The organism is Pseudofulvimonas gallinarii, from assembly GCF_004343305.1.
Lineage (GTDB): Bacteria > Pseudomonadota > Gammaproteobacteria > Xanthomonadales > UBA2363 > Pseudofulvimonas > Pseudofulvimonas gallinarii.
In genome coordinates, this window is record NZ_SMAF01000006.1 from 81,657 (window position 1) to 106,088 (window position 24,432).

Sequence of the window (24,432 nt, forward strand, 5' to 3'; positions counted from 1 at the left end):
TGTGACAGGCCGGATTGTGCGTCAATTCCGGTTACAAATGCGATACAGTTTGTAAAAATTCGTGAACCTTGCCTCGATTCCTGCAGTCGGTTCTTGTTATCTGGTGTTGCCGTGTTGTCTTGTCGTCAACAGGCCGGCTGGCCTTCGGGTGCGCCGCGCCGCAGGCGGTCCGGCAGCGGCTGGCCGCGCGCAATAAAGGCCAGCGATACCGAGTTCAGGCAGTGGCGCTCGCCGGTGGGTGGCGGGCCGTCCGGGAAGACATGGCCGAGGTGGCCACCGCAGCGCGCGCAGACGATTTCGGTGCGGACCATGCCGTGGCTGCTGTCCCGGATGCGGCGGATGTGGCGCTCGTCGAACGGCTGGAAGAAGCTCGGCCAGCCGGTGCCGGAATCGAACTTGTCCGACGAACGGAACAGCGGCAGGCCGCAGCAGCGGCAGGTGTAGACGCCGTCCTGCTTGTTGTCCAGGAACAGGCCGCAGAAGGGCGCCTCGGTGCCGTGCGCGAGCAGGACGCGGCGTTCCTCGGCACTGAGGTCGGCTTCCAGCGCGGCGCGCTGCCGCGGGTCCGGTGGCGTCAGGTCGAAATCGCTCATGGCCTCAGGTCCTCATGCTGCCGGTGTCCAGCCAGCGCTGGTGCCACGCCAGCGACTCGGCGAGCAGGTGCGGCGTGTGCTTGCCGTAGCTGTCGCGGCTGGCGCGGTCGAAGTAGTCCTTCAGCATCGCACGATAGTCCGGATGCGCGCAGCGGTCGATGATGACCTGTGCGCGCTGCTTCGGCGCCAGGCCGCGCAGGTCGGCCAGGCCCTGCTCGCTGACCAGCACGCCGACATCGTGTTCGGTATGGTCGACATGGCTGACCATGGGCACGAACGAGGAAATGCTGCCGTTGCGCGCCGTGCTCGGACTGACGAATACCGAAAGGAATCCATTGCGCGCGAAGTCGCCGGAGCCGCCGATGCCGTTCTGCACGCGCGAGCCCATGATGTGCGTGGAATTGACGTTGCCGTAGAGGTCGGCCTCGACCATGCCGTTCATGCAGATGCAGCCGAGGCGGCGCACCAGTTCTGGATGATTGGAGATCTCCTGCGGACGCAGCACGATGCGCTCGCGGAAGAAGTCGATCTTCTGCTTGAAGCGTTCGTTCGCTTCCGGCGACAGCGAGAAGGCCGTTGCCGAGGCGGTCGCCAGCACACCCGCTTCGAGCAGGTCGAGCATGCCGTCCTGGATCACTTCGGTGAACGCCGTCAGGTCGCGGAAGCCGCCTTCAGCCAGGCCGGCGAGCACCGCGTTGGGGATGTTGCCGACCCCGGACTGCAGCGGCAGCAGGTTCTTCGGCATCCGCCCGCGCGCCACTTCATGCTTGAGGAAATCGACGAGGTGGCGGGCGATGTCGATGCTCGCCTGGTCCAGCGCCTTGAACGGACTGTTGCGGTCCGGCCCGTTGGTTTCCACCACCGCGACGATCTTTGCCGGATCGCAGCGCAGGATCGTTTCGCCGATGCGGTCGCCGGGTGCCAGCAGCGGGATCGGCACGCGGTCCGGCGGCAACGCCGTCCCGTAGTAGACGTCGTGCATGCCTTCGAGGCCGGCCGGCTGCCACTGGTTGACCTCGATGATCACCTGGCGCGCCAGGTCGAGCCAGGTCTTGTTGTTGCCGATCGACGTCGACGGAACCAGCGCGCCGTCCTCGCGGATGGCGGAGACTTCAATGATCGCCGTGTCGATGTCGCCGTAGAAACCGAACCACGCATGGGGCGCGACATGGCTCAGATGCGTGTCGATGTAGTTGAGCGTGCCGTCGTTGATACGCTGTCGCGCTTCAGGATCGGACTGGTAGGGCAGGCGCAGCTCGATGCCGTCGACCTTGGCCAGCGCGCCATCGAGCTCGGGCGCCGTCGAGGCGCCGGTCAGCACGCGGATGCGGAAGCGCTCTCCGGCCGCGGCGACCTGTTCGATCCGGCGCGCCAGCGCCATCGGCACCACCTTGGGATAGCCCGAGCCGGTGAAGCCGCTCATGGCCACGGTGCTGTCCGGACGGATCAGCTCGGCGGCCTGTTCGGCCGTGGTCAGGCGGGCGCGCAGCGCCTCGTTGCGGATGCGGGAGTCTGGCATGGCGGGAGTACCGTTGTGGACGGCCATTATTGCCGAGCGGGCGCTACGTGGCTGGACGGGAGGTGTCGGCCTGCGCCGGCCGGCGTACCATGCGCGGCGAAACGTCAACCCGGGGAGCCCACATGCGCGCGTCGTTCATCCTGATTCTGGCGGGATTGCTGCACCATGGCCTGGCCACGGCGCAGGAGCCCGATTCCACGGCGACGCCAGCCGGGCCGATGGTGATCGCGCCTGCGCAGCTGACCGGCGCCGAGGCGCCTTTCACGCCGGCTCCGGCAGCGATGGAATGGCTGCGCAGGCCGACCCCCGACACGGTGGTCTGTCCCTTCCGCGGCGTCATCGAGTACGAACCGGGTGCGATCGAGTGCGGCCTGATCCAGGTGCCGGAAAACCGCGAGGTCGCCGGCAGCCGCAGCATCGAACTGCATTACGTGCGCATTCTCGCCACCGGCAAGGACGCCGACGGCAATGCCGTGGAAAAGCGCGACGACCCGGTGGTCTACCTTACCGGCGGCCCGGGCATGGGCGCCGAATACTACGTCGGCAAGCTCAAGGACCACGGCATCGTCGCACAGCGCGACCTTTACATCCTTGAACAGCGCGGTATCGGCGCCTCGACGCGCTTCTGTCCGTTTTTCAACGTCCGCAACCGCGCCGACCAGGTGCACGAGAAGTTCACCGACCACCAGCGCAACGTGTTCGCGCACGCGCGTGCCTGCGTCGACCTTGCGCGTGGCCAGGGCATCGACCTGCGCGGCTACAACACCTTCGAGAACGCGCGCGACGTGCGCGCGTTGCGCCAGGCGCTCGGTTTCGAGCGCTGGAACGTCTGGGGCATTTCCTACGGATCGGTGCTGGCGCAGGCCTACGCCAAGGTCGATCCGGACGGCATCAAGGCGCTGGCCATCGACGGCATCGTGCCGCTCGACATCGGCGACCTGATGCGCGTGGCGAGCTGGTACCAGCGCGACCTCGACCGCCTGGCTGCCGCCTGCGGCGGGCAACCGGCCTGCGCTGAAGCCTATCCGGACCAGCCGCGGCGCTATCTCGCCGCGATCCGCTCGATGCTCGACGAGCCGGTTGGCCTCACCGTCAGACCGAACGAGACCTGGCCGACCGGACGCGCCTTCCTGTTCGCCGACATCGTCGCCGGCATTCCCTTCAGCCTGCTCTACGACGACAAGGCCCATCCGGCCATTCCGGCGGTCATCGACGGGTTGACGCGGGCGGTGGAGACGCGTGACCAGCGGCTGTTCCGCGCGCTGGCGCTGGCCGACTCGATGGAACAGGTCGAATCCCGTTTCGGCGCCGGCATGTCGCTGGCGATCCGCTGCCAGGACGGCTATGTCGATGGCCTGGTCGAGGTGGCCGAAGACGAACGCCGCAAGCATCCCGAGCTGGCCCAGGCGATGCTGGGCGAGGACGCTCTGTTCGTGGAGATGGCCGAGGCCTGCGCCGCCGCGGGACTGCCGACGCGCGACGCGGCCGACTATGCGCCGCTGCAGACGACGCTGCCGGTGGTCGTGACCAACGGCGCCTGGGACCCGGTCACGCCGACGCCGCTGGCCGAATACATCATGCCGGGCCTGGGCAACGGCCGGCTGCTGGAATTCCCGCATGCCGGCCACGGCGCGACGCGTTCGGCCAAGTGTGGTGGACGCTTCCTCAACCGCTACTTCGACGACCCGGGCGCGCCGCTGGACGAAGCCTGCGCCAGCGAGGCGAAGGCAGCCACCTATGTGGCGCCCTATTTCGCCACCGGTGCCTTCGCCAAGCTGGTGGCGCAGGCGGCCGAGGACCGCAAGGCGCTGGCGCCCTACGGTGTCTGGATCGGCACCTCGCTGCTGGTACTGGTGACCGGCCTGCTGTCGCTCGTGTTCGGCTGGCTGGGCCGCATCATCGACCGGGCGCCGCGACGTCCCGGCACGATCCTGCGCTGGCTGGCCGGCCTCACCGCACTGGCCGGCACGTTGCATGCGGCAGGCCTGGCGGTGGCCGCGTCCGTGAGCTTCAAGATGACGCCGGTGTTCCTGCTGTTCGGAATGGTCGGCTGGGCACGCTGGTTCGCCTGGCTGGGCCCGGTGGCCGGGGTCCTCGGCGTGCTGACGCTGCTGTGGGCGGTGTTCGGATCGGTGGCCGGACCAGCGCGCCGCATCGCTGCGACGCTGGTCGCGCTGGCCGCGATCGGACTGGCGATCTTCGGATGGCTCTGGGACCTGTGGCCGCTGTGACCTGAGGGCTGCGTGTGCACGCGCAGCCCGGCCGATGGCCGGCGGTGCGCGGAAGGCCGCGCCTTGCGCTGATGCAACGGGCATGCGCACGGGTCATCCTTGCAGCCTTGGGGGACCTGCCGTGCCACCCGCCCGCAGCCGCACCCGCCCCTTGCGGGTCAGTACGCGAACAGGCGACCAGGTGAACCGTCCCGCAGGCGACAGTCACGCAGGCGAGCAGTCACGCAGGCGAGCAGGCGCGAATGCGTCGTGTGCCCGACGTTGGCGCCCTTCTTCGTGCCGGAAGCAGCCACGCGGTCATGGCGTTGGCGCCGCCAACGGGTGGCCAGGTCGATCCAGTGGCCGCGACCGGGGCGGCGGTACGACCGCGGCCCGCCCGGACACGCCGGTGTTTCCGACGCGGGGCGGAGTGACCGCCGCGCGCCTGGGCAGCACGGCGGCGCCAGGGTCCTGGTGGACGACTGCAGGCGGGCCGGCACCGGGACGGTCCATCCCGATGCCGGCCCGCTGCGTGATCAGAACTTGATCTCGGCGCGGGCGTAGATGAAGCGTCCGGCCGGCAGGTCGTAGTTCGACGGGTCGTAGCCGTTCAACGAGCAGGACAGGCACACCGGCGGTTCCTTGCCGAACACGTTGTTAACGCCGAGCGTGAACGAGGTGCCGCTGAACCAGTCGGTGTTCCACGTCGCCTGCAGGTCGTGATAGGTGGTCGAACCGAAGCGGTTGGTCCCGGACTCGCTGGCTGCGTCCGGATTCGAACACAGCTCGAAACTCCAGGCATCGCCGCAGTCCTCGACCATGTCGCTGATGTGGCGCACGGTCCAGCCGGCGGAGAAGTCGCCCAGACGCCAGGTGAGCGACAGGTTCGAGGTCCACTCCGGGATCGCGCTGTCGTTGACCTCGATGCCGACGCCGCGCGGTTCCAGGTCACCCACTTCGTTCCGGGCTTCGAAATCGTTGACCCAGGTGTTCTGCCAGGCCAGGCGGAACTGGCCCCAGTCGAACGCCGGGAAGGTCCAGAAGACGTCGAAGTCCAGGCCGTCGGTTTCAATGGTGCCGAGGTTCTGCAGCTGGTTGGCAAAGCCGTTGATGCCGCCGGTGCTCGCACGCGTGATGCCGTCGCAGTAGAACGGATCCAGCGTTTCCACGCAGCGGTTGAGCTGGGTCTGCGCGTCCGGCGCCTGGATCGCGTTCTCGATCTTGTGCCGGTACCAGGTCAGCTCGATGTCGAAGCGCTCCGACCACGAGGTGTTGGCGCCGAAGGCCGGGCTCCAGACCAGGCCCAGCATGGCGCTGTCGGAGGTTTCAGGATTCAGGCTGGCGTTGCCGCCGGTGTTCACCGAAATCTGGCTGTTGGCCTGCTCGGCGCCGACTGGCACCCCCAGCTGGGCGCAGTTGGCTGCGTTGCCGCCCGGCGGAGAACCGTCAAGGCCGATCAGGCAGGGATCGGTGATCGTCGCGTCGAAGCGGTTGGTGGAACCGAACAGTTCGCCGATGGAGGGCGCGCGGAAGCCTTCGGCGACGCTGCCGCGGAACACCAGGTCATCGCCGAACTGCCAGCGGAAGCCGAGCTTGCCGGTACTTTCGCCGCCGAAGGTCGAGTAGTCCGAATAGCGGCCGGCGGCGCTCAGGTTGAGCTGGCTGGAAGCGGTGGCGTAGACCGGGATGTTGAACTCGAGGAAATACTCGCTGACGTCGTACTCGCCGGACGTCGGCAGCGAAGGCACGCCGTTGTACTCGCCGGCCACCGTGAGCGCGTCCGGCGTGTAGCTGCCATCGAGCTTGCGGTGCTCGATACCGGTCGCGAAGGCCAGTGGACCGGCCGGCAGGTCGAACAGGTCGCCGGACAGGTTGGCCGAGACCTGGCGCAGGCTGTTCTCGCTGCCGTCGCGGACGATCGGCTGGATGTAGCCCAGCATGGCCGGCGTGATCGAGCCGACGCCGTTGAAGATGTCCAGCGGCACGCACTGCGGATCGGCCTCGCAGGCCGCCAGCGGTCCCAGGGCCATGTTGATGCGGCGGATGTTGTAGCTGCCATGGTTGGTCTGGTCGGCCTTGTTGTCGCTGGCGACGAAGTTCAGGTCCCAGAAGAACGAACGGTCGCCGGCCTCGAATGCGCCTTCCAGCCCGGTGGCGACATACCAGGTGTCGACATCCTGGTAGAAGCGGCGGGCTCCGCCTTCGACCGGACGCCGGCCGATCATGATGAGGTTGGCCCCCGGACCGGAGGAAATCAGGTCGAAGCCGAACGGGTTGTAGGGGTTGCTGGCCGAGATGAAGATGTCGTCCGCGTACGGATTGCCGGTGCCGGCGTCCGGGCCGAGGAAGATCGGTTCCGGCGCCGCCTGGTTGAGCGACTTGCGGTTGTTGAACAGCGTGCGTACGTACCAGGTGACGTTGTCGGTGACATTGAAGCGCGCCTGCCCGAACACGCCCTTGCGTTCGCTCGGCGTCAACATCAGGTTGTATTCGGCGAAGTTGAAGCGGTTGGCGGTGCCGAAGCCGATGAAGTCATCGGGGTAGCTGGCACCGTTCGGGAAGAAGCTGCCGTTGGGCGTGGTGATGCTGCGCACGTCGCCGTCCGGATCGACGAAGATGAAACGGCCGTTCGGCGTCGCCGAGGAGCCGAAGGTCAGGCCGGTGCCGGGAACCGGGACGGCGGCGTGGCGGTAGCGCGTGGACGAGATGCCGCTCTGTTCGGTGTAGCTGCCGCCGAGGAAGAAGCTGTAACGGTCGCCGGAGCCGCCGATGGCGAAGTCGCCCGACCTGGTGTCGCCGCCCTCCTGGTATTCGCCGTAGTAGACCGACACGGAAGCGCCATCGAACTGCTTGCGGGTGATGATGTTGACGACGCCGGCGATGGCATCGGAGCCGTAGATCGACGAGGCGCCGTCCTCCAGCACCTCGATGCGTTCGATGATGGCAACGGGGATCGTGTTGAGGTCGGTCGCGGCCGATACGCCGGAGGCCGAGGCCTCGTTGACCCAGCGGATGCCGTCGACGAGGACAAGGACGCGCTTGGCGCCCAGGTGGCGGAGGTCGACCGTCGCCGAGCCGGCGCCGACGCCACCGCCGTCCGGCGCGAAACCGAAGTTGCCGCTGGAGTTGAAGCGGGTGTTGAGCGACGAGCCGGATCCGGTCAGCTGCTGCACGATGTCGCCGACCGAGGTCAGGCCCGAACGCGCGATGTCCTCGCGGGTCAGCGTCATCACCGGTGTCTGGCCTTCGATGGCCGCTTTCTTGATGCGCGAACCGGTGACCTCGACGCGGTCGAGGATGACTTCGTCGGACTGGGCCAGGACGGGCGCGGCGGCGAAGACGCCAAGGAGTGCGGTATGGACGGCGAGCGACAGCCGCCTGACGCGGATCTGCGACATGGAATTCCCCTGTGTGGTGTGCATGTGGATGGGCCGGATCTCCCGCGCGGGCGGCCAACTGTTCCGACGGCCGCGAGGGCTGCGACGTTTATGACTGAAACGTGGCACTTTTCCAAGTTGACTGCATCACAGAAGGAATGCCAACCCTGCACCAGTCGGTGGGGCGGGATTACAATGCGCGGTTACTCCTCCCTGATACTGGAGCGCCCATGCGCACGAAGTCCGAGATCGTCGGCAACTGGTTGCCCCGTTACACCGGCACGCCCCTCGACGGATTTGGCGATTACCTGCTGCTGACGAACTTCAGCAACTACGTGGAATGGTTCGCCGCCTGGCACCAGGTCGAGGTGGTCGGCCGCGACAAGGCGATGCCGAACGCCCACGCCGACGGGCTGTCGATCATCAACTTCGGCATGGGCAGCGCCAACGCGGCGACCATCATGGACCTGCTGTCGGCGATCAAGCCGAAGGCGGTCCTGTTCCTTGGCAAGTGCGGTGGCCTGAAGAAAAAGAACCAGCTCGGTGACCTGATCCTGCCCATCGCCGCCATCCGTGGCGACGGCACCAGCAACGACTACTTCCCGCCGGAAGTGCCGGCGCTTCCGGCCTTCACCCTGCAGCGGGCGGTGTCCTCGACGATCCGCGACGCCGGCCTCGACTACTGGACCGGTACGGTCTACACCACGAACCGCCGCGTCTGGGAGCATGACGAGGCATTCAAGACCTACCTGCGCCGGACCCGCTGCATGGCCATCGACATGGAGACGGCCACGCTCTTCAGCGTCGCCTTCGCCAACAAGATCCCGATCGGCGCGCTGCTGCTGGTGTCCGACCAGCCGATGGTGCCGGAAGGCGTGAAGACCGAGGCCAGCGACCAGAAGGTCACCAGCAGCTTCGTGGAGACCCATATCCGGATCGGCATCGATGCCCTGAAGGAAATCCGGGACGAAGGCCAGTCGGTGCGCCACCTGCGCTTCTGAGTGGATGGCGGAACATCCCGGGATCTGGCGCAAACACGGCGCTTTTCGCGCTTTTTCGGCATAATGCCGGAAAATAATCCAATTCTGAAAACACAGGGGTAGGCCCATGAACCGCAGCATCCTGTCCGCCGCCGTCTCGCTGGCCCTGGCCGGCGGTGCCACCGCGCAGGACATCGCCACGGCACCGGAACCCGATCGCTCCGGCGGCGTCGTTCCGATCACCTATACCGGTGACAAGGGCCGGATCGGCCTGGGCATCGACCAGGACGGGGACGTGCTGGGCGAGATCCTCGGCGTCTTCGCCTATGACGGCACCCGCGCCTTCCTCGGCGAGGGCTGGTTCGGACAGGGTGGCGCCGGCGGCCTGAAGTTCGCCTACAACTGGCTGTGGGGTGGAAGGACGGTGGACGACACCATCAACGCGCCCGACAGCGTGCTGGTCAGCAAGGTGTTCCTGGCCGCCGACCGGAACGTGTTCGACGACCGCAAGGCCACCATCGGCTTCGGCCTGGAAAAGCGCAACACCTCGTTCGACCTTTACTACTCGCGCGCCTTCAGCGACGAGCGCCTGGTGGCGAGCCGTACGGACATCTTCACGGAGATCGTCACCGGCGTGGAAGGCGGTCGTCCCTGGCGCCAGGAACTGACCACCGAAACCGTGACGAAGCTGTTCGAGCACCCGTACGAGGACGGCATCGGCTTCCGCGTCGGCCACTTCTTCGAGGATGCGCTGCTGCGCGTGCGCGGCGGCCTCGACTACGAGCGCGGCGACGCGATGCTCGGTGATGAAACCGCCAGCCAGACCTCGGCATCGGTGGGCGTGGAGAAGTTCTTCCGCGGGTCCAGCCACAGCCTGGCGCTCAATGTCTCGCATCATCGCAAGGAGGGTCCCTTCGACCGTCCGGCCTATGGCGGCGACCGCAACGACACGCGTGCGAGCCTGCTCTGGCGTTATGACTTCGGAACGCCCTACCGCCCGGTGGAGCCCTACCGCGACGTCGAGATCAGCCGCGAGATCACCGAGGCGGCACCGCTGGCCGAACCGCAGGTGATCCGCAACGAGGTCTCGCTGAGCGGCGAAGCCCTGTTTGCCTTCGACAGCGCCATGCTGACGCCGGCCGCCCAGGCGGAACTGGCCCCGCTGGTGCAGCGCCTGCGCGAGAGCAACGTCGGCGCCGTCGAGATCGTCGGCCACACCTGTGACATCGGCACCGAGAACTACAACCAGGGCCTGTCCGAGCGCCGCGCCGCGGCCGTCCGTGACTGGCTGGCCGGCCAGGGCGTGCCCGCCGGCATCCTCCATGCCAGCGGTCGTGGCGAGCGGTCGCCGCGCTTCGCCAATGACAGCGCCGACAACCGTTCGCGCAATCGCCGCGTCGAGCTGTCGTTCGTCACCGTCGAGGAAAGCACCGCGCCGCCGCCGCCGCCGGTCACGCGCACCATCACCGAATGGAAGCGCGAGCCGGTGCCGGCACCGGCCGCATGGATCGAGCGCGCCCTGCGCAATCCGCCGGCGCACAAGCGCGAAGTGGACACCTACCGCATCCAGCGCGAGGAAATCACCACCCACGTCGGGCCCCGCGAGTACATCAACCAGGCCCCGGTCGCCGTGGACGACAGCGCGGTCACGCCGGTCAATACGGCCGTTACCGTCCCGGTCCTCGCCAACGACAGCGATCCGGATGGCGACAGCCTGGCCATCACATCGACCTCGCAGCCGGCCAACGGCAGCGTGACGGTGTCGGGCGACAGCATCGTGTACACGCCGGCCAGCGGCTTCACCGGGACGGACACCTTCACCTATACCGTGACCGATCCGGAAGGACTGACGGCGACGGCGACCGTCACCATCACCGTCGACATGCCGGCCAACCTGCCGCCGGTCGCCAACCCCGACTCGGCACAGACTTCCGTCGGCACGCCGGTGTCGTTGAACGTGCTGGCCAATGACAGCGATCCGGAAGACGACGAGCTCAGCGTCACCGCCATCGGCCAGCCCGGTAACGGCAGCGCGACGTTCGATGCCAACGGACAGGTGCAGTACACGCCGGCGGCCGGCTTCATCGGCACCGACACCTTCACCTACTCGGTCGTCGACAGTGCCGGCAACAGCGCCACCGGTACCGTCACCATCACGGTGGTCGACGGTCCGGCCAATCGCCCGCCGGTGGCCGTGGACGATACTTCGCGCGTGTTCAAGCTGGATTACGTCGTCATCAACGTGCTGCACAACGACAGTGATCCCGATGGCGATCCGCTGACCATCACCCAGGTGATCAACAACAGCGGGCGTGCCGACATCACCATCAATCCGGATGGCACGCTGACGTACGTGCCGGTTCCCGGCTATGTCGGGTCCGACAGCTTCGAATACGAGATCTCGGACGGTCGCGGCGGCACCGGTCGCGCCACCGTCACCGTCATGGTCCACCTGCCCTGGTAATCCGGGTGGCGCGACGGCGGTCACGTCGTCGCGCCACTACCTCCTGACAAGGACATCCACATGCGCATCGTCGTCATGCTGCTTGCGGGCCTGCTTGGTGCCTGCAGTACCTCGAAGAAAGACCTGTCATCGCCGCTGGCCTACGTGCCCGCCGAGACGCCTTACGTGTTCGCGAACCTGGAGGCGATGCCGGAAGCCACCGTCCAGGCCTACGAAGAAATGCTCAAGCCGGTGGGGGAGCTTTACGGCACGATGCTCGACGAGTTGCGCGCCGAGGTCGGGAAGGTCGGCGAGACGGAGGAAGAGCAGCGCCGGATCATCGGCCTGATCGACCTGGCACGCGACAAGATGTCGATTGAAGGCTGGGAGCGCATCGGCTTTTCGCGCCGCGCGCGTGCCGCCATCTACGGCGTCGGGGTGATGCCGGTGGTCCGTATCGAACTGGGTGATGCCGCGAAGCTTCGCGCTTTCATGGGCGAGATCGAGGCGGTTGTCGGCAAGGCGATCCCGACCGCGGAAGTCGACGGCCAGACCTACTGGCGGATGGCGCCGGATGAAAGCGGCTCGTTCGCGGTGGTGATGGCCATCATCGACCAGCACCTGGTCCTGACCCTCGACGCCGGACCGGAAGTTGCCGCGCTGCCGGACCTGCTCGGCTTGCGCCAGCCCGCCAGGAGCCTGGCCGATGCCGGCACGCTTCAGCAGCTCAACCGCGAATTCGGCTACACGCCCTATGGCACCGTGCTGCTCGACAACCGGCGGCTGGCGACGGCGCTGCTGGGCACCGACGGCAACGACACCTGGTTCAGCCGCAAGCTCGGCCGTGACGGCGCTGCGCTGAGCAGTGTCTGCCGCGCCGAGTTGATGGGCATGGTCGAACACCTGCCGAGGATCATCGGCGGCTATACCCGCATCGACGGCACCGGCATGGACAGCCACAGCCTGATCGAACTCAAGCCGGCGGTCGCCCAGGCTTTCAAGGACATGGTGGCGCCCGTGCCGGGACTCGGCGGTTTCGACGGCCGCATGCCGACCGAATTCGGCTTCGGCCTCAAGCTCGACAAACTGGCCGAGTTCATCCAGGTGCAGGCGAATGCGGTGGCCGCGGAGCCGTATCGCTGCCCGGAACTTGCCGATCTCAACGCGAGTGCGCGCGACATCGGCCGGCAGACCGCCGGCCTCTACGCGGCCGCCGGCTGGTTCACCGGCATGCGCGTCGTGTTGCAGCGGCTGGACTGGCTCGACACGACGCCCGACACGCAATCCATTGAAGGTGCGGTGGTCATCGCTTCGCCCAGCCCGCTAGGCCTGATCGGCATGCTGAAGAGCTTCGTGCCGCAGCTGTCGAGCCTGGAACTGGCACCGGGCGCCGCGCCGCAACGTCTGCCCGCAGACGGTCTGGAGGATGCGCCGCCATCCTGGATCGGCCTGAACGACGTGGCGCTGGCCATCGGCGTTGGCGAAGGGGCGGAAGCGCAGGTACCCGCTTTCCTTGGCGCTGCCGCACCGGCACGTCCGCCGTTGCTCCATTTCAGCTACCAGGGCGCCTTCTACGGCGGACTGATGCGCAAGTACAGCGAGATCGTCAACAGCATCACCGAGTCGGCCCTGGACCAGATCTGGGACGGCGATCCGGGGGCGATGAACGACGAGGACAAGGCGCGCAAGCTGGAACGCCAGCGCGGCCGTGAACGCTCCGAGACGGTGCAGCGCTACATACAGCGGTTCGGCGATGCCTTCAATTCGATGTACGATGCCGTCGATTACACCGCCGGCAGCCTGGTGCCGGTCGATCGCGGCTTGGAGTTCCTGCAGGTGATGCGCGTTCGGCGCTGATCGACCCGACAGTCCCTGCGTCCCGGATGGCCCCGCTGCAAATGCCGCAGCGGGGCTTTTTCATGGGCGCGCCAAGCCTGGCCGGATTCCGGTGAGCCGGGGTTCGTCCCGCGCCGGCCATGCAATCGCTGCCCGGCTGGCAGCGCGGCCATGGCCGGCGCGACAGGAACCGGACCGAAGGCCGGCGTGGTGATGGTGAAATCGCCGGATCCGGGATTCGGCCGGTCTGGTCCTGCTGGCACGCATGGGTGCAGCGATGCCCGTGGCACGACCGCTGCGTCCGGTGCATCGAGTAATCGATGCGGATGGCGGGGAAGCGGGCTCCGCTTGCGCCAATCGGCGGCGCAAAAAAACCGGCGCAGGGGAGGCTGCGCCGGTTGCGAAAAGGTGCCGCGGTCTTACAGGTCGAGGGAGGATCGACCGATCCGCGACACCCTGGGATTGAGCGGCGCCAAGCGACGCCATCCCCAGCTTGAATTACTTGCCGGCGGTCGCCTTGCGGACCTTGGCCGACACGTCCTTGGCCTGCGCCTCGAGGGTCGAGGTCGCGGCTTCAACGTCGCTGGCGTACAGGGCGCCGATGGCTTCGTTGGTCTTGACGGTCACGGCGATGACTTCCTGGCCGACGGCGACCAGCTTCTCGGCCGATTCCTTGGCCAGGCTGACGCCCTTCGGCCACAGGGCCTTGACGTCCTCGAAGGCACGGGCGCCGGAGAACTCGCTGATGAAGCCGACGGTGGCTTCGACGCGGTCTTCCAGGGTCTTCAGGTTGAGGTTCAGGGTCTTCTCGAATCCTTCGACGGCCAGGCCGTGCGCCTTCAGGGCGGTGTCGGCGAAGCGCTTGCCAAGATTGACCCACTGGGTGTTGATCTGCTCGAACATGGTTGCTTGCCTCCATAGGCACTGCGGGGTGTGGTCAACACTTTACCAGCGTCCATTGTGCGGCGCAACATCGTTGATCAGATTTCATTCAAGCAGGCGATAAGCACCTTGTGAAACAACAGGATAAGATCCTCGCCTGGATATTGCGGCGCGTCAACCGCTGCGGATGGCGCCGGAGGTGCAGGTCTCGTGGACGACCACCCGGGCCAGTCCGGGCAGGCGTGGCTGCAGGCGCTGCCAGATCCAGTCGGCCAGACGCTCGCTGGTCGGATTGTCCAGTCCCTCGATGTCGTTGAGGTAGTGGTGGTCGAGCTGGTCGTAAAGCGGCTGGAACGCACTCTTCACGTCGGCGAAGTCCATGACCCAGCCCGATTCCGGCCCGGGCTCGCCGCTGACATGGATCTCGACGCGGAACGAGTGCCCATGCAGGCGTGCGCACTTGTGCCCCGGCGGGACGTTGGGCAGCCGGTGTGCCGCCTCGATGGTGAAGATCTTGAAGATGTCCATCGCGGAAGTTTAGCCGGGCGGCGCCGCGGCCGTCGGGCGATCCGGCCGCGTACCGGCCAGGACAGGCGGATCAGGCGTTGTCGTCCATGTACTGGCGTGCGCGGACAAGCATCTGCTCGAAGGAGGCCTCCGGATCCGCGGCCACCGCCACGCCGATACGGGCGCAGAGGGCGACGCCATCAAGGCCGCTGCCGACATCGATCGGTGATTCCAGGGCGCGGCGAATGCGAAGGATGGTCCCGTCCAGGGCGGCGGTATCGACATCGGGCAGCAGGATGCCGAATTCGTCGCTGCCGATGCGGGCGAGCAGGGCGTCGTCGGCGATCGTCGCCGCAAGGCGCCTGGCGATCACGACCAGGACGCGGTCGGCCGCGCCCAGTCCGTGCCTTGCGTTGACGTCGCGTAAGCGGACCAGATCGACGAGGACCACCGCCGCGGTATGCGCCGCTTCCAGCCTGGCGAGCACTGCGGCGCCGCGTTCGGTGAACAGGCGCCGGTTGGCCAGCCCGGTCAAGCCGTCGTGGCAGGCCAGATGCATGGCGTGCGCCTCGCTGCGGCGGCGCTCTTCGGCCTCCTTCTCGCACTGGTGCGCACAGGCCGCAAGCGCCTCGCGGACCTGCCGGAGTTCGGTCCGGACCCGGTGCAGCTCGAGGTACACCTGCACCTTGGAGAGCAGGATGCGCTCGTCAAGCGGCTTGGTGATGTAGTCGACGGCGCCGGAACGGTAACCACGCGCTTCATGCAGTTCGTCAGCGTGGGTGGCGGTGACGAAGACGATCGGTGTCTCGCGCGTGCGCTCTTCCTGGGCAAGGAAGGCGGCGACCTCGAAGCCGCTCATGTCCGGCATGTGCAAGTCGAGCAGGATCAGCGCGAAGTCGTGGTCCAGCGTCGCCGCCAGTGCCTCGTTGCCGGTCCGTGCCTCGACGATTTCGACGCCGTCCACCTTCTCCAGCAGGCGGCGCACGCCGATCAGGTTGGCGGGGTTGTCGTCAACGGAGAGGATCTTCGCTTTCATCTCGGGGCCCGCAGAGGGAGTTGACGAGGGTGGCCATCGACCGGAGGTCAAGGCAATGGTCGGCGCCGGCAAGCTCGAGCGCGGCGCGCGGCATGGTGTCGATCTCGGCGTCATCGGGGTCCTGGACGATGGCCAGGCCGCCCAGTTCACGCACCCGCAGCAGGCCGGCGGCGCCATCGCTGTTGGCGCCGGTCAGCACGATCGCCGCCAGCGTCGGTCCGAAGGCCTCGGCGGCCGACTCGAACAGGACGTCGATGGAAGGGCGGGAAAAGCCGATCTTGGAATCGACTGAAAAGCCGAAACGGCCATCCGGTTCGAACAGCAGGTGATAGCCGCTGGGCGCGACATAGACGTGGCCGGGCTGCGGTCGCGTGCGTTCGCAGGCTTCCTCGATGGGCAGGGCGGACTGCTCGGCCAGCACGTCGCAGAAATTGCGCATGTCCGTTGAGCCGGTGTGGCTGACGATGACGATCATCGCGCAAAGACGCGGGTCCATTCGCGACAGCAGGATGCGGAGCGCGCCGATGCCGCCCGCCGACGCGCCGATGACGATGCAGGTGGGGCGCGGCGAATCCATGTTCAGTGCGGCATCCGGCGATAGATGCGGCTCTGCCGGTCGATCGCCATGAAGTCGGTGGCGCTCGCGGAGAACTGGATGTTCTCGCGGTTGCCGATGCACAGGTAACCACCACGAACGAGGCTGTCGCTGAACAGCTTGAGCACATGGTCCTGCAGTTCGTCGTTGAAGTAGATCAGCACATTGCGGCAGATGATCAGGTGCGCCTCGCAGAACACGCTGTCGCAGACCAGGTTGTGGTTGGCGAAGGTGATCCGCTCCTTCAACGATTCATCCATTTTGATGAACTCGTAGCGGGCGTGGTAATAGTCCGACAGCGAACGCGTGCCGCCGCCCTCCTGGTAATTGCGCGAATACAGCTTGGCATCACGGGCGGCGAAGATGCCTTCCTGTGCGCGCGCCAGCGCCACGTCGTTGAAGTCGGTGGCGTAGATGTGGCTACGCTCGTACAGCCCGGCTTCCTTGAGCAGGATGGCGAGTGAATACACCTCCTGCCCGAAGGCGCAGCCGGCCTGCCAGATGTTGATCTCGGGATACGAGGCCAGACGCGGCAGCACCTCGTCACGCAACGCCCGGAACACCGGCGGGTCGCGGAACATCTCCGAGACCGGTACCGACAGCCCGGCGATGACGTCGGGCAGCAGCTGCGGGTTGTGCAGCACCTTGGAGGCCAGGTCGGAGATGTGGTCGCACTTGAACTGGCGCGCCAGCAGGCGCACGCGCCGCTTCAGCGACGCCGGCGCGTAGTTGCTGAAATCGTGTCCGAAGCGACGCTTGAGGGCGTGCACGAACAGTTCGATCTCGATGTCCTCGATGCTGGAACGGAACATGGCCTCAGGACTGCAGCCAGACGCGGATCATGGACACCAGCTTGTCGACGTCGATGGGCTTGGCCAGGTAGTCGCTGGCGCCGGCCTTCAGGCACTTGTCGCGGTCGTCGGGCATCGCCTTGGCCGTCACCGCGATGATCGGCAGCTTGCTGTACCGGGGCTGGGCACGGATGGCGCGCGTGGTTTCGTAGCCGTCCATCCCCGGCATCATGATGTCCATCAGCACCAGTTCGATGCCGGGATTGTCACGCAGCTGGCGCAGCGCCTTCTCGCCGTCCTGCGCCATCATCACGTTCATTCCGCGATTGCGCAGGGTCTTCGACAGCGCAAAGACGTTGCGCATGTCGTCGTCGACGACCAGCACGGTGCGGCCGGTCAGCTCCGGATCGGTCTGCCGCCCCGGCGTGCTGCCGGCGGGTCGGATGCTGTGCATGAACAGGCTGATCTCGTCGAGCAGTCGCTCGTCGGAGCGCCCGCCCTTGATGACGATGCTGTCGGTGTACTGGCGCAGGCGCAGGGTTTCGTCGGCGCGCAGCTCGCGGTCGGAGCAGATCACCACCGGCGGCAGCGGGCCGGCCTGGGCCGCCTGCTCGAGCAACTCCAGCGCCGATGCGCCCGGCAGGTTCATGTCGAGGACGATGCAGTCGGGGCGACCTTCTTTCAGCCGTGACAGCGCCTCTTCGGCATTGCCGGCTTCGCTGATGCTCACCTGGTCGGAACGGACCAGGCCCGCCAGCGACTGCCGCGATGCTTCGTCGGCATCGATGATCAGCACGTGGCGCTCGCGATGCTGCGCGTGCGCGAGCAGGCGGTCGAGGGCGGTGAACACCGCGTTGCGATCCACCGGCTTGGTGAGGAAGCCGACGGCACCCAGTTCCTCGCCACGGCCCGACTCGTCCTGGCCGGAAATGAAGTGCACGGGAATGCCGCGCGTGGTCGGGTCGGCCTTGAGCGCTTCGATGACCTCCCAGCCATCCATGCCCGGCAGGCCGACGTCGAGGATGATGCCCGTCGGGGAATACTGCCGCGCCAGCTCCAGGCCGTACTCGCCGGAATCCGCCGCCAGTGCGCGGTAGCCCTTCCTGCGGATCATGTCGACAAGGATCTTGGCGAAGCGCTCGTCATCCTCGATCACCAGGATCGCCACCTCGCCGACGCCGATCGCCTCGCGATCGTCAACGACGCCGTGCCGCTTGGGCGGCGGCGCGGCAGCGGCGCGCGGCGCCGGACGGGGCGCCTGCGGTTGCGGCCGTTCCTGCGGCGGCTCGATGCTGACGATGCGAGTGGCCTGCTCACCGTCGCGCTGCTTCAGCGGCAGCACCAGGGCGAAATCGCTGCCCTTGCCCGCTTCGCTGTCGGCGACCAGGGCGCCGCCGAGCATCTGCGCCAGGCGCCGCGCGATCGACAGGCCCAGGCCGCTGCCGCCGTAGTGGCGGCTGGTACTGGCATCGGCCTGTTCGAACGGCTCGAAGATGCGCTGCATGGTCTGGCTCTCGATGCCGATGCCGGTATCGATGATGCGGAAGGCCAGGGCCTCGACACCGGCCAGTCCGGCGCGGGCGGCCAGGGCCGCGTCGGGGCGTTCGACACGCAGCTTCACATGGCCCTGGTGGGTGAACTTGAAGGCGTTGCTGAGCAGGTTGTTGGTGATCTGCTCGACGCGGACCGGATCGCTTTGCCAGGTCTCCGGCAGATCGTCCTCCACTTCAACGATGAACTCCAGATCCTTCTCGTTGGCGACCGGGCGGAAGTTGACGCGCATCGCCGCGACCAGCTCGTGGACGTAGATTTCCTCGAACGACAGTTCCATCTTGCCGGCTTCGATCTTCGACAGGTCAAGGATGTCGTTGATCAGGCGCAGCAGGTTGCCGCCGGACTGGTGGATGATGCGGGCCGACTCGACCTCTTCCTCGTCCAGATGTCCGGCCTCGTTGTCGGTCAGGCTCTTGGACAGGATCAGCAGGCTGTTCAGCGGCGTGCGCAGCTCGTGCGACATGTTGGCCAGGAAGTCGGACTTGTACTGGCTGGCGCGGGCCAGTTCCTCGGCACGGCGCTGGGTCTCGACCTGCAGCTCCTCGAGCATGCGCTTCTGCTCGTTGAGCGTGTCCGTCTTCAGGCGCAGTTCCTCGTTCGAGGCCTGCAGCTCCTCCGCCTGGACGCGCAGTTCCTCCTCCGAGGCCTGCAGGCGTTGCGACTGTTCCTCCAGCTCGACGGTCTTCGCCTGCAGGTCCTCGTTCGCGGAGAACAGTGCTTCCTGCTGGCCGCGGAGCTCTTCTTCGGACGCTTCCAGGCGCATGGCCTGCAGCTGCGTCTGCCGCAGCAGCTCTTCCATCTGCTTGGACTTGGTCAGGCGGTCGAGCATCAGCGCCACGCGTGGCGTCAGTTCTTCCAGCACGGTCTGGCTGGCATCGTCGACGCGGCCCGGGAATCCAAGCTCGAGCACGCCGAGCAGACGGTCGTCGGTCACCAGCGGCAGCACGACGATCGAACCTGGCGCCGCATCGCCCGTGCCCGACTGGATCCGGATGTAGTCGTGCGGCACCTGCTCCAGGGTGATCGGCTTGCGTTCGCGCGCGCACTGTCCGACCAGGCCTTCGCCCAGGCGGTACGTATTGCCGAGGTGCTTGCGACGGACCAGGCCCCAGCTGGCGAACAGCAGCAGCAGCGGCTCCTGCGATTCGTCGAGGACGTAGAACACGCCGACACGCACGCCGAGACGCTCGGCCAGTTCCGAAAGCAGCAGTTCGGCCATCGCCTCGGGGCTGTTCCCGCGCGGCAGCGCCACGCCGATTTCGGAAAGGTGGGTCTTGATCCATGCGCCGCGCGCCGCCTCGATCGACTGTGAGCGGAACACGCCCAGCGCCTTGGACATGGCGCCGACCTCGTCGCCACGGCCGAGGCCGGGGATGTCGATTTCGTGGTCGCCCTCCGCCAGGCGCGTCATCCGCTGCGCGAGGCCGCGGATGGGCTGCGAGATCATCCGGTCGGTCAGCCAGCCCATCAGGATGGCGATCAGGATGGCCGCAACCAGGCTGCCGAGGACGATCATGCGCACCGCTTCCTGCAGCGCGTTGACCTGCCGGAACGCCTCGGTGCGTTGCAGGATCTCGATATCCAGAGCGTACTCCAGACGACTGATCATCTGGTCGGTGCGGTCACCCAGGCCGCTGAAGTTGTCTTTCGAGAATTCGCTGATGAATTCGACGTAGGCGTCATGGTCGGCGGGAACGCTTTCGATCAGCGGCGCGGCGACCTTGTTCCAGTCGAGCAGCAGGCGTCGCAGGTCGCGGATGACCTGCAGCTGTTCCGGATTGCCGGACACCGCCGGCTCGAGGTCGTCCAGGGCGGCATCGATGACGCCGTCGAAGCTGTCGTAGCGCGCGCGGCGGTCGCCATGCGGGAACAGGAGGTAGTTCTTCGCCGCGACGTCACGATCGCGCAGCAAGCGCGAGGTGCGGTGGATCTTCTCGACCGTTTCCGATGTCTGCGCCGATTCGGCCCGGAACACGTTGATGCGGTCGAAGGTGTACAGCGTCGCGACGCCTGCCGAAACGAATGTCACCAGCAACAGGATGACACCCAGCGATACCTTCCGGCTGATCGGGAGATTCTTCATCCATGATTCTGCTTCAGGTGTTTCCATTCGCGGTTTCTCCCGGAACTTTATGATGTCTTGGCGGCAACGGTGAGACCGCGTGAGGATCGCAGGCAGGGCTGCCCATATCGACGTCCTTCGGCAAGCCCCGGATGCGACGAGGTTACACCCTGGCCGTGCAGGCGCCCCGGTGGCGTGGCGCCCGTGCCGGGCATTCAGCCCTGGACGGTGGTAAACAGGTAACCAATACCGCGGACGGCACGCAGCGGTAACTCGGCCCCGAACGCGCCGCTGGCGCGCCGGCGCAGGCGATGGATGATCATTTCCAGGCGATGGGGATCGAAGTCGGCATCATCGTCGTTGCGAAGCAGGTTGATCAGCGTTTCGCGATCGACGGGGGTGCCGGCGTTCTTCAGCAGCTCCGCGATCAGCAACCGCTCCAGTGCCATCAGGTCCAGGTTCCGGCCGGCCGGCGACACCAGGCGCCAGCCATCGGCATCGGTATGCCATTGGCCCACCGGTCCCTGTTCGGGCGCGTCCAGGCGACGGACCAGGCTTTCCACGGTGGCGACCAGCAGGTCTTCCGGCACCGGCTTGGAGAGATAGGCGTCGGCGCCGTTGGTCAGTCCGCGGATGTGGTCCGGCACTTCGCGCAGGCCCGTCAGCATGAGGATGCGCATGGACGGATCGACGCGCAGGCGGCGTGCGACCGCCAGCCCGCTCTCGTCAGGAAGGCCGACATCGAGAATCACGATATGCGGGGTATAGCTGCCGAGGTTCGCATACAGCGACCCGGCATCGGGAAAACCGGCCACTTCATAACCATTCTTGCGCAGAATGGGAATCAACACCTTTTCACGGAAGATTTCGTCATCCTCTGCAACGGCGATGCGCACCGGCGAAGGAATGGCGTTTGTCTTCACGGATGTCTCTGGACGGTGTTCATTGCCCTTGGGGCAAACGGGACTTGTCGGAATCGTTCCCACTTTCCGGATGGGCCAGGCCCGCCGCCGGTGGAAGTATGCTGGCAAGGACGCCTGCAGCACCTGTGCTGCAGGTAAAGTTTACCAATACTTATTGAAAAACAGACGGCCTTTTCATAAGAAATAACCAGTGAATACGCGTGATTATCGGTGCGTATTCGCAAGGTGTCGGGTACCTGTCGCTGCCCACGCATCAGTCGCCGGCAAGTCCCTGGAGGCGGGCCGCGAGCATGTCCAGGCGGAGGGCGCCACAGGCACCCGCCGACACCCGCTGTTCGATGCTCGATCCAGCGCTGCGCTCGCCAGTCTGTTCCACGGCGTCGGCGACCTGCCGATAGGCATCGCGGAACGGTACGCCCCTTGCCGCCAGCTCGATGGCCAGGTCGGTGGCGAACATGGAGGGTTCGATGGCGGCGTCCAGGCGTGCGGTCTGCCAGTCAAGATGGTCGATCAGCGCCGGCAGCAACGCCAGCGCGCGCAGGCCGTGCCCGAATCCGTGCACCAGTGCGCCCTTGCCCAGCTGCAGGTCGCGCTGGTAGCCGGAGGGCAGCGACAGCAGCTGCTCGATCTCGCTGCGCGACGCGGCCACCGCCGCGTAGCTGGCGCGCATCAGTTCGACCACATCCGGGTTGCGCTTGTTGGGCATGATCGAACTCCCGGTCGTGTACTGCGCCGGCAAGGCGACGAAGGCGTACTCCGACGTCGTGAACAGCGACAGGTCCCAAGCCAGGCGGCGAAGGTCCAGCATCGCGCTGGACAGGGCTTCCAGTGCCGCCATTTCGAACTTGCCGCGTGACAGCTGCGCATAGGCCGGATTGACCTGCATGCGCGCGAACCCCAGCGCCTGCGTGGTGTACTCCCGGTCCAGCGGCAGGTTGACGCCATAGCCGGCGGCGGTGCCGAGCGGGTTGCAGTCGATCCACGCCAGCGTGTCGCGGGCACGGCGGGCATTGTCGATGAAGGCTTCCGCGTAACCGGCGTACCAGTGGCCGACGGTGCTGACCACCGCGCGCTGGAGGTGGGTGTAGCCGGGCATGGCGGTCTGTTCGTGGCGCGCGGCCTGCGTCAGTGCGATGCGCGCGGTGTCGGTGCAGACGTCCGCCAGCTGCCGCAGCCGTGCCTTCAGCCACAGGCGGGTCGCCGCCAGGATCTGGTCGTTGCGGCTGCGTCCGGTATGGATCCGGCGGCCGGTGTCGCCGAGCCTTTCGGTAAGCCAGGTTTCAATGGCCGAATGGCCGTCCTCGAAGCGTTCGTCGAGCACGAAGTCGCCCGCGGCGAAGGCATCCGCCAGCGCCGCAAGTTCGCGTTCGATGCTGGCCAGCTCGTCTGCCGTCAGAAGGCCGATGCGCTGCAGGCCCTGCGCGTGTGCGCGGCTGGCCTCGATGTCGAAGGGCAGGAACTCGCGGTCGAGGATGACGTCGTCACCGGCCAGGAACTGCATGATGCGGGGGTCGATGCGCACGCCGTCCTTCTGCCAAAGCGGCTGGCTCATGTCGGGATTCCTTCACATTCCGGTCGGCCGAAGGCCAGGTTGAGGTTCTGCACGGCCTGCGTGGCCGCACCCTTGAGCAGGTTGTCCAGCGTCGCGACGACCACGGCGCGGCGCCCGCCGGGCGCGATCGTGAAGGCACCGATCTCGGCGTGATGGCGGCCGGCGATCGCGCTCACCCAGGGCGCGTCATCGACGACGCGCGCCAGCGGCTCGCCCTCGTATCGCTGGCGAAAAAGCCGCACCAGCGTGTCCCGGTCCAGTGGCTCGCGCAGGTGCACGTTGGCGGTCAGGGTGATGCCACGGAAATGCGGCGCCACATGCGGCATGAACTCGACGGCGTGCGCCAGCTGGCGGCTGACCTCGCGTTCATGGATATGGTCGGCCAGCGCGTACGGCATCAGGTTGTCACGCAGTTTGTCGACATCGTTGCGGTCCGACGGCGTCGTGCCGGCGCCGGAATAGCCGGAAACGCCGAAGCACTGTGCCGGGCCGTCGAGCAGCGCGACGACGGGCGCCAGTGCCAGCTGCATCGCGGTGGCATAGCAGCCGGGGTTGCTGATGCGCCGCTCGCCGCGATAGCGCGCGCGCGTCAGTTCGGGGAGGCCGTAGAACCAGCGGTCATCGAAGCGGTAGTCGGCCGACAGGTCGATGATGACCACATCGGTGCCGGCACCATCGAAGGCCGCGACGAAACCGGCGGCCTTGCCGTTCGGCAGCGCCAGGATCACGGCATCGGCGCCGAGCGCCGGCAAGGCGGCGGGATCCGGCGCGATGTAGCGCAGGTCGCCGCGGTAGGCGTCGGCGTGATCGGCCAGCCGCTGTCCGGTCAGTTCACGCGAACAGATCCAGGCCAGCTCGAAGGCCGGATGGTTGGCGAGCAGGCGGACCAGTTCGCTGCCGGTATGGCCGCGCGCGCCGACGAGGCCGACGCGCAGCCGGGGAGTTGTACTCATGACGGGATGCTTCCTTCATGTCGTGCCAGCCGCGCCTGCAGGTGCTGTTTCACGGCGGGCCATTCGCTGTCGATGATCGAGAACACCACGGTGTCGCGCACGCTGCCATCCGGATGCCGCTTGTGCCGTCGCAGGATGCCTTCCTCGCGCGCGCCGATCCCCGCCAGCGCCTTGCGCGATGCCAGGTTGAGCGTACTGGTCTCGAAAGCGACGCGCTGGCAGCGCAACACCTCGAAGGCATGGCCGAGCAGCAGCAGCTTGCACTCGCTGTTGACGCCGCTGCGGCGTACGCGTGGCAGGTACCAGGTATAGCCGATCGTCAGCTTCGGGATGCTGCGGTCGATGTCGTAGAACCGCGTGCTGCCGATGACGTCGCCGTCGGTATCGATCACTACGAAAGGCAGCGACGAGCCTGCCGCCGCGGCTTCAAGGGCACGTTCGACATGGCGCTCCAGGGTCTGCGCCGTCGGCATGGCCGTATAGGGCAACGCATCCAGCTCTGTCACGGCGCGACGCAATGACGGCAGGTGCCCGGTCGACAGCGCCTGCAGGCGGACATGGCGACCGCTCAGCCCGACGGCGCCATTCCAGGTTTGCTGCGCCGGATCGGCGGACATGG

General features: G+C 66.8%; 17 protein-coding genes. 4 read left to right on the forward strand and 13 right to left on the reverse strand.

The features are described from left to right. Nucleotides 1–125: 125 nt before the first annotated feature. Together msrB and scpC are read right to left on the reverse strand one after the other, a co-directional pair. A complete protein-coding gene (gene msrB, locus EDC25_RS05915) occupies nucleotides 126–593 on the reverse strand; it encodes a peptide-methionine (R)-S-oxide reductase MsrB (protein WP_132577303.1) in 468 nt (155 codons plus the stop codon). Between the two features lie 4 nt (nucleotides 594–597). Next, on the reverse strand, nucleotides 598–2,112 hold the full coding sequence (scpC, locus tag EDC25_RS05920; protein ID WP_132577304.1) for a succinyl-CoA:acetate CoA-transferase ScpC: 1,515 nt from the start codon (nucleotides 2,110–2,112) through the stop codon (nucleotides 598–600). Nucleotides 2,113–2,234: 122 nt separating this feature from the next. On the opposite strand from scpC, the gene EDC25_RS05925 reads away from it, so the two are divergent. After that, complete coding sequence (locus tag EDC25_RS05925; RefSeq protein WP_164484031.1) at nucleotides 2,235–4,343, forward strand: alpha/beta fold hydrolase; 2,109 nt, start codon at nucleotides 2,235–2,237, stop codon at nucleotides 4,341–4,343. A gap of 515 nt (nucleotides 4,344–4,858) precedes the next feature. On the opposite strand, the gene EDC25_RS05930 is transcribed toward EDC25_RS05925, so the two are convergent. Then, entirely contained in the window at nucleotides 4,859–7,720 is a 2,862-nt protein-coding gene (locus tag EDC25_RS05930; protein WP_132577306.1) for a TonB-dependent receptor plug domain-containing protein, read from the reverse strand. A 209-nt stretch (nucleotides 7,721–7,929) separates the two neighbouring features. Between EDC25_RS05930 and EDC25_RS05935 the strand changes: the two genes are divergently transcribed. From EDC25_RS05935 to EDC25_RS05945, 3 genes are all read left to right on the forward strand, one after another. After that, entirely contained in the window at nucleotides 7,930–8,700 is a 771-nt protein-coding gene (locus tag EDC25_RS05935; RefSeq protein ID WP_123521994.1) for an AMP nucleosidase, read from the forward strand. Nucleotides 8,701–8,806: 106 nt separating this feature from the next. After that, complete coding sequence (locus EDC25_RS05940; protein ID WP_123521993.1) at nucleotides 8,807–11,143, forward strand: Ig-like domain-containing protein; 2,337 nt, start codon at nucleotides 8,807–8,809, stop codon at nucleotides 11,141–11,143. Between the two features lie 60 nt (nucleotides 11,144–11,203). Continuing rightward, on the forward strand, nucleotides 11,204–12,979 hold the full coding sequence (locus EDC25_RS05945; RefSeq protein WP_123521992.1) for a hypothetical protein: 1,776 nt from the start codon (nucleotides 11,204–11,206) through the stop codon (nucleotides 12,977–12,979). Between the two features lie 477 nt (nucleotides 12,980–13,456). On the opposite strand, the gene EDC25_RS05950 is transcribed toward EDC25_RS05945, so the two are convergent. The 10 genes from EDC25_RS05950 to EDC25_RS05995 form a co-directional block, all read right to left on the reverse strand. Beyond that, nucleotides 13,457–13,861, reverse strand: coding sequence for a phasin family protein (locus tag EDC25_RS05950; protein WP_123521991.1), 405 nt, complete (start codon nucleotides 13,859–13,861; stop codon nucleotides 13,457–13,459). 153 nt (nucleotides 13,862–14,014) lie between these two features. Next, a complete protein-coding gene (gene queD, locus EDC25_RS05955; RefSeq protein WP_123521990.1) occupies nucleotides 14,015–14,368 on the reverse strand; it encodes a 6-carboxytetrahydropterin synthase QueD in 354 nt (117 codons plus the stop codon). A 70-nt stretch (nucleotides 14,369–14,438) separates the two neighbouring features. Continuing rightward, the gene (locus tag EDC25_RS05960) at nucleotides 14,439–15,383 is read right to left on the reverse strand and encodes a two-component system response regulator (protein WP_164484030.1); all 945 of its coding nucleotides are present in this window, start codon (nucleotides 15,381–15,383) and stop codon (nucleotides 14,439–14,441) included. Then, nucleotides 15,358–15,960: a chemotaxis protein CheB gene (locus tag EDC25_RS05965; protein ID WP_123521988.1), complete on the reverse strand. Its 603-nt coding sequence runs from the start codon at nucleotides 15,958–15,960 to the stop codon at nucleotides 15,358–15,360. The genes EDC25_RS05960 and EDC25_RS05965 overlap by 26 nt, the downstream gene beginning before the upstream one ends. 2 nt (nucleotides 15,961–15,962) lie before the next feature. Further along, complete coding sequence (locus EDC25_RS05970) at nucleotides 15,963–16,790, reverse strand: CheR family methyltransferase (RefSeq protein ID WP_123521987.1); 828 nt, start codon at nucleotides 16,788–16,790, stop codon at nucleotides 15,963–15,965. A gap of 4 nt (nucleotides 16,791–16,794) precedes the next feature. Next, nucleotides 16,795–20,406: a response regulator gene (locus EDC25_RS05975; RefSeq protein ID WP_205984953.1), complete on the reverse strand. Its 3,612-nt coding sequence runs from the start codon at nucleotides 20,404–20,406 to the stop codon at nucleotides 16,795–16,797. Between the two features lie 194 nt (nucleotides 20,407–20,600). Beyond that, on the reverse strand, nucleotides 20,601–21,308 hold the full coding sequence (locus EDC25_RS05980) for a response regulator transcription factor (RefSeq protein ID WP_164484029.1): 708 nt from the start codon (nucleotides 21,306–21,308) through the stop codon (nucleotides 20,601–20,603). Nucleotides 21,309–21,561: 253 nt separating this feature from the next. Next, nucleotides 21,562–22,860 (reverse strand): argininosuccinate lyase, encoded by a 1,299-nt coding sequence (gene argH, locus EDC25_RS05985; protein ID WP_123521985.1) that lies wholly within the window; start codon nucleotides 22,858–22,860, stop codon nucleotides 21,562–21,564. Further along, nucleotides 22,857–23,813, reverse strand: coding sequence for an N-acetyl-gamma-glutamyl-phosphate reductase (gene argC, locus EDC25_RS05990; RefSeq protein ID WP_123521984.1), 957 nt, complete (start codon nucleotides 23,811–23,813; stop codon nucleotides 22,857–22,859). The genes argH and argC overlap by 4 nt, the downstream gene beginning before the upstream one ends. After that, nucleotides 23,810–24,430, reverse strand: a complete 621-nt coding sequence (locus tag EDC25_RS05995; RefSeq protein ID WP_123522039.1) for a GNAT family N-acetyltransferase — start codon at nucleotides 24,428–24,430, stop codon at nucleotides 23,810–23,812. The genes argC and EDC25_RS05995 overlap by 4 nt, the downstream gene beginning before the upstream one ends. Nucleotides 24,431–24,432: the final 2 nt, after the last annotated feature.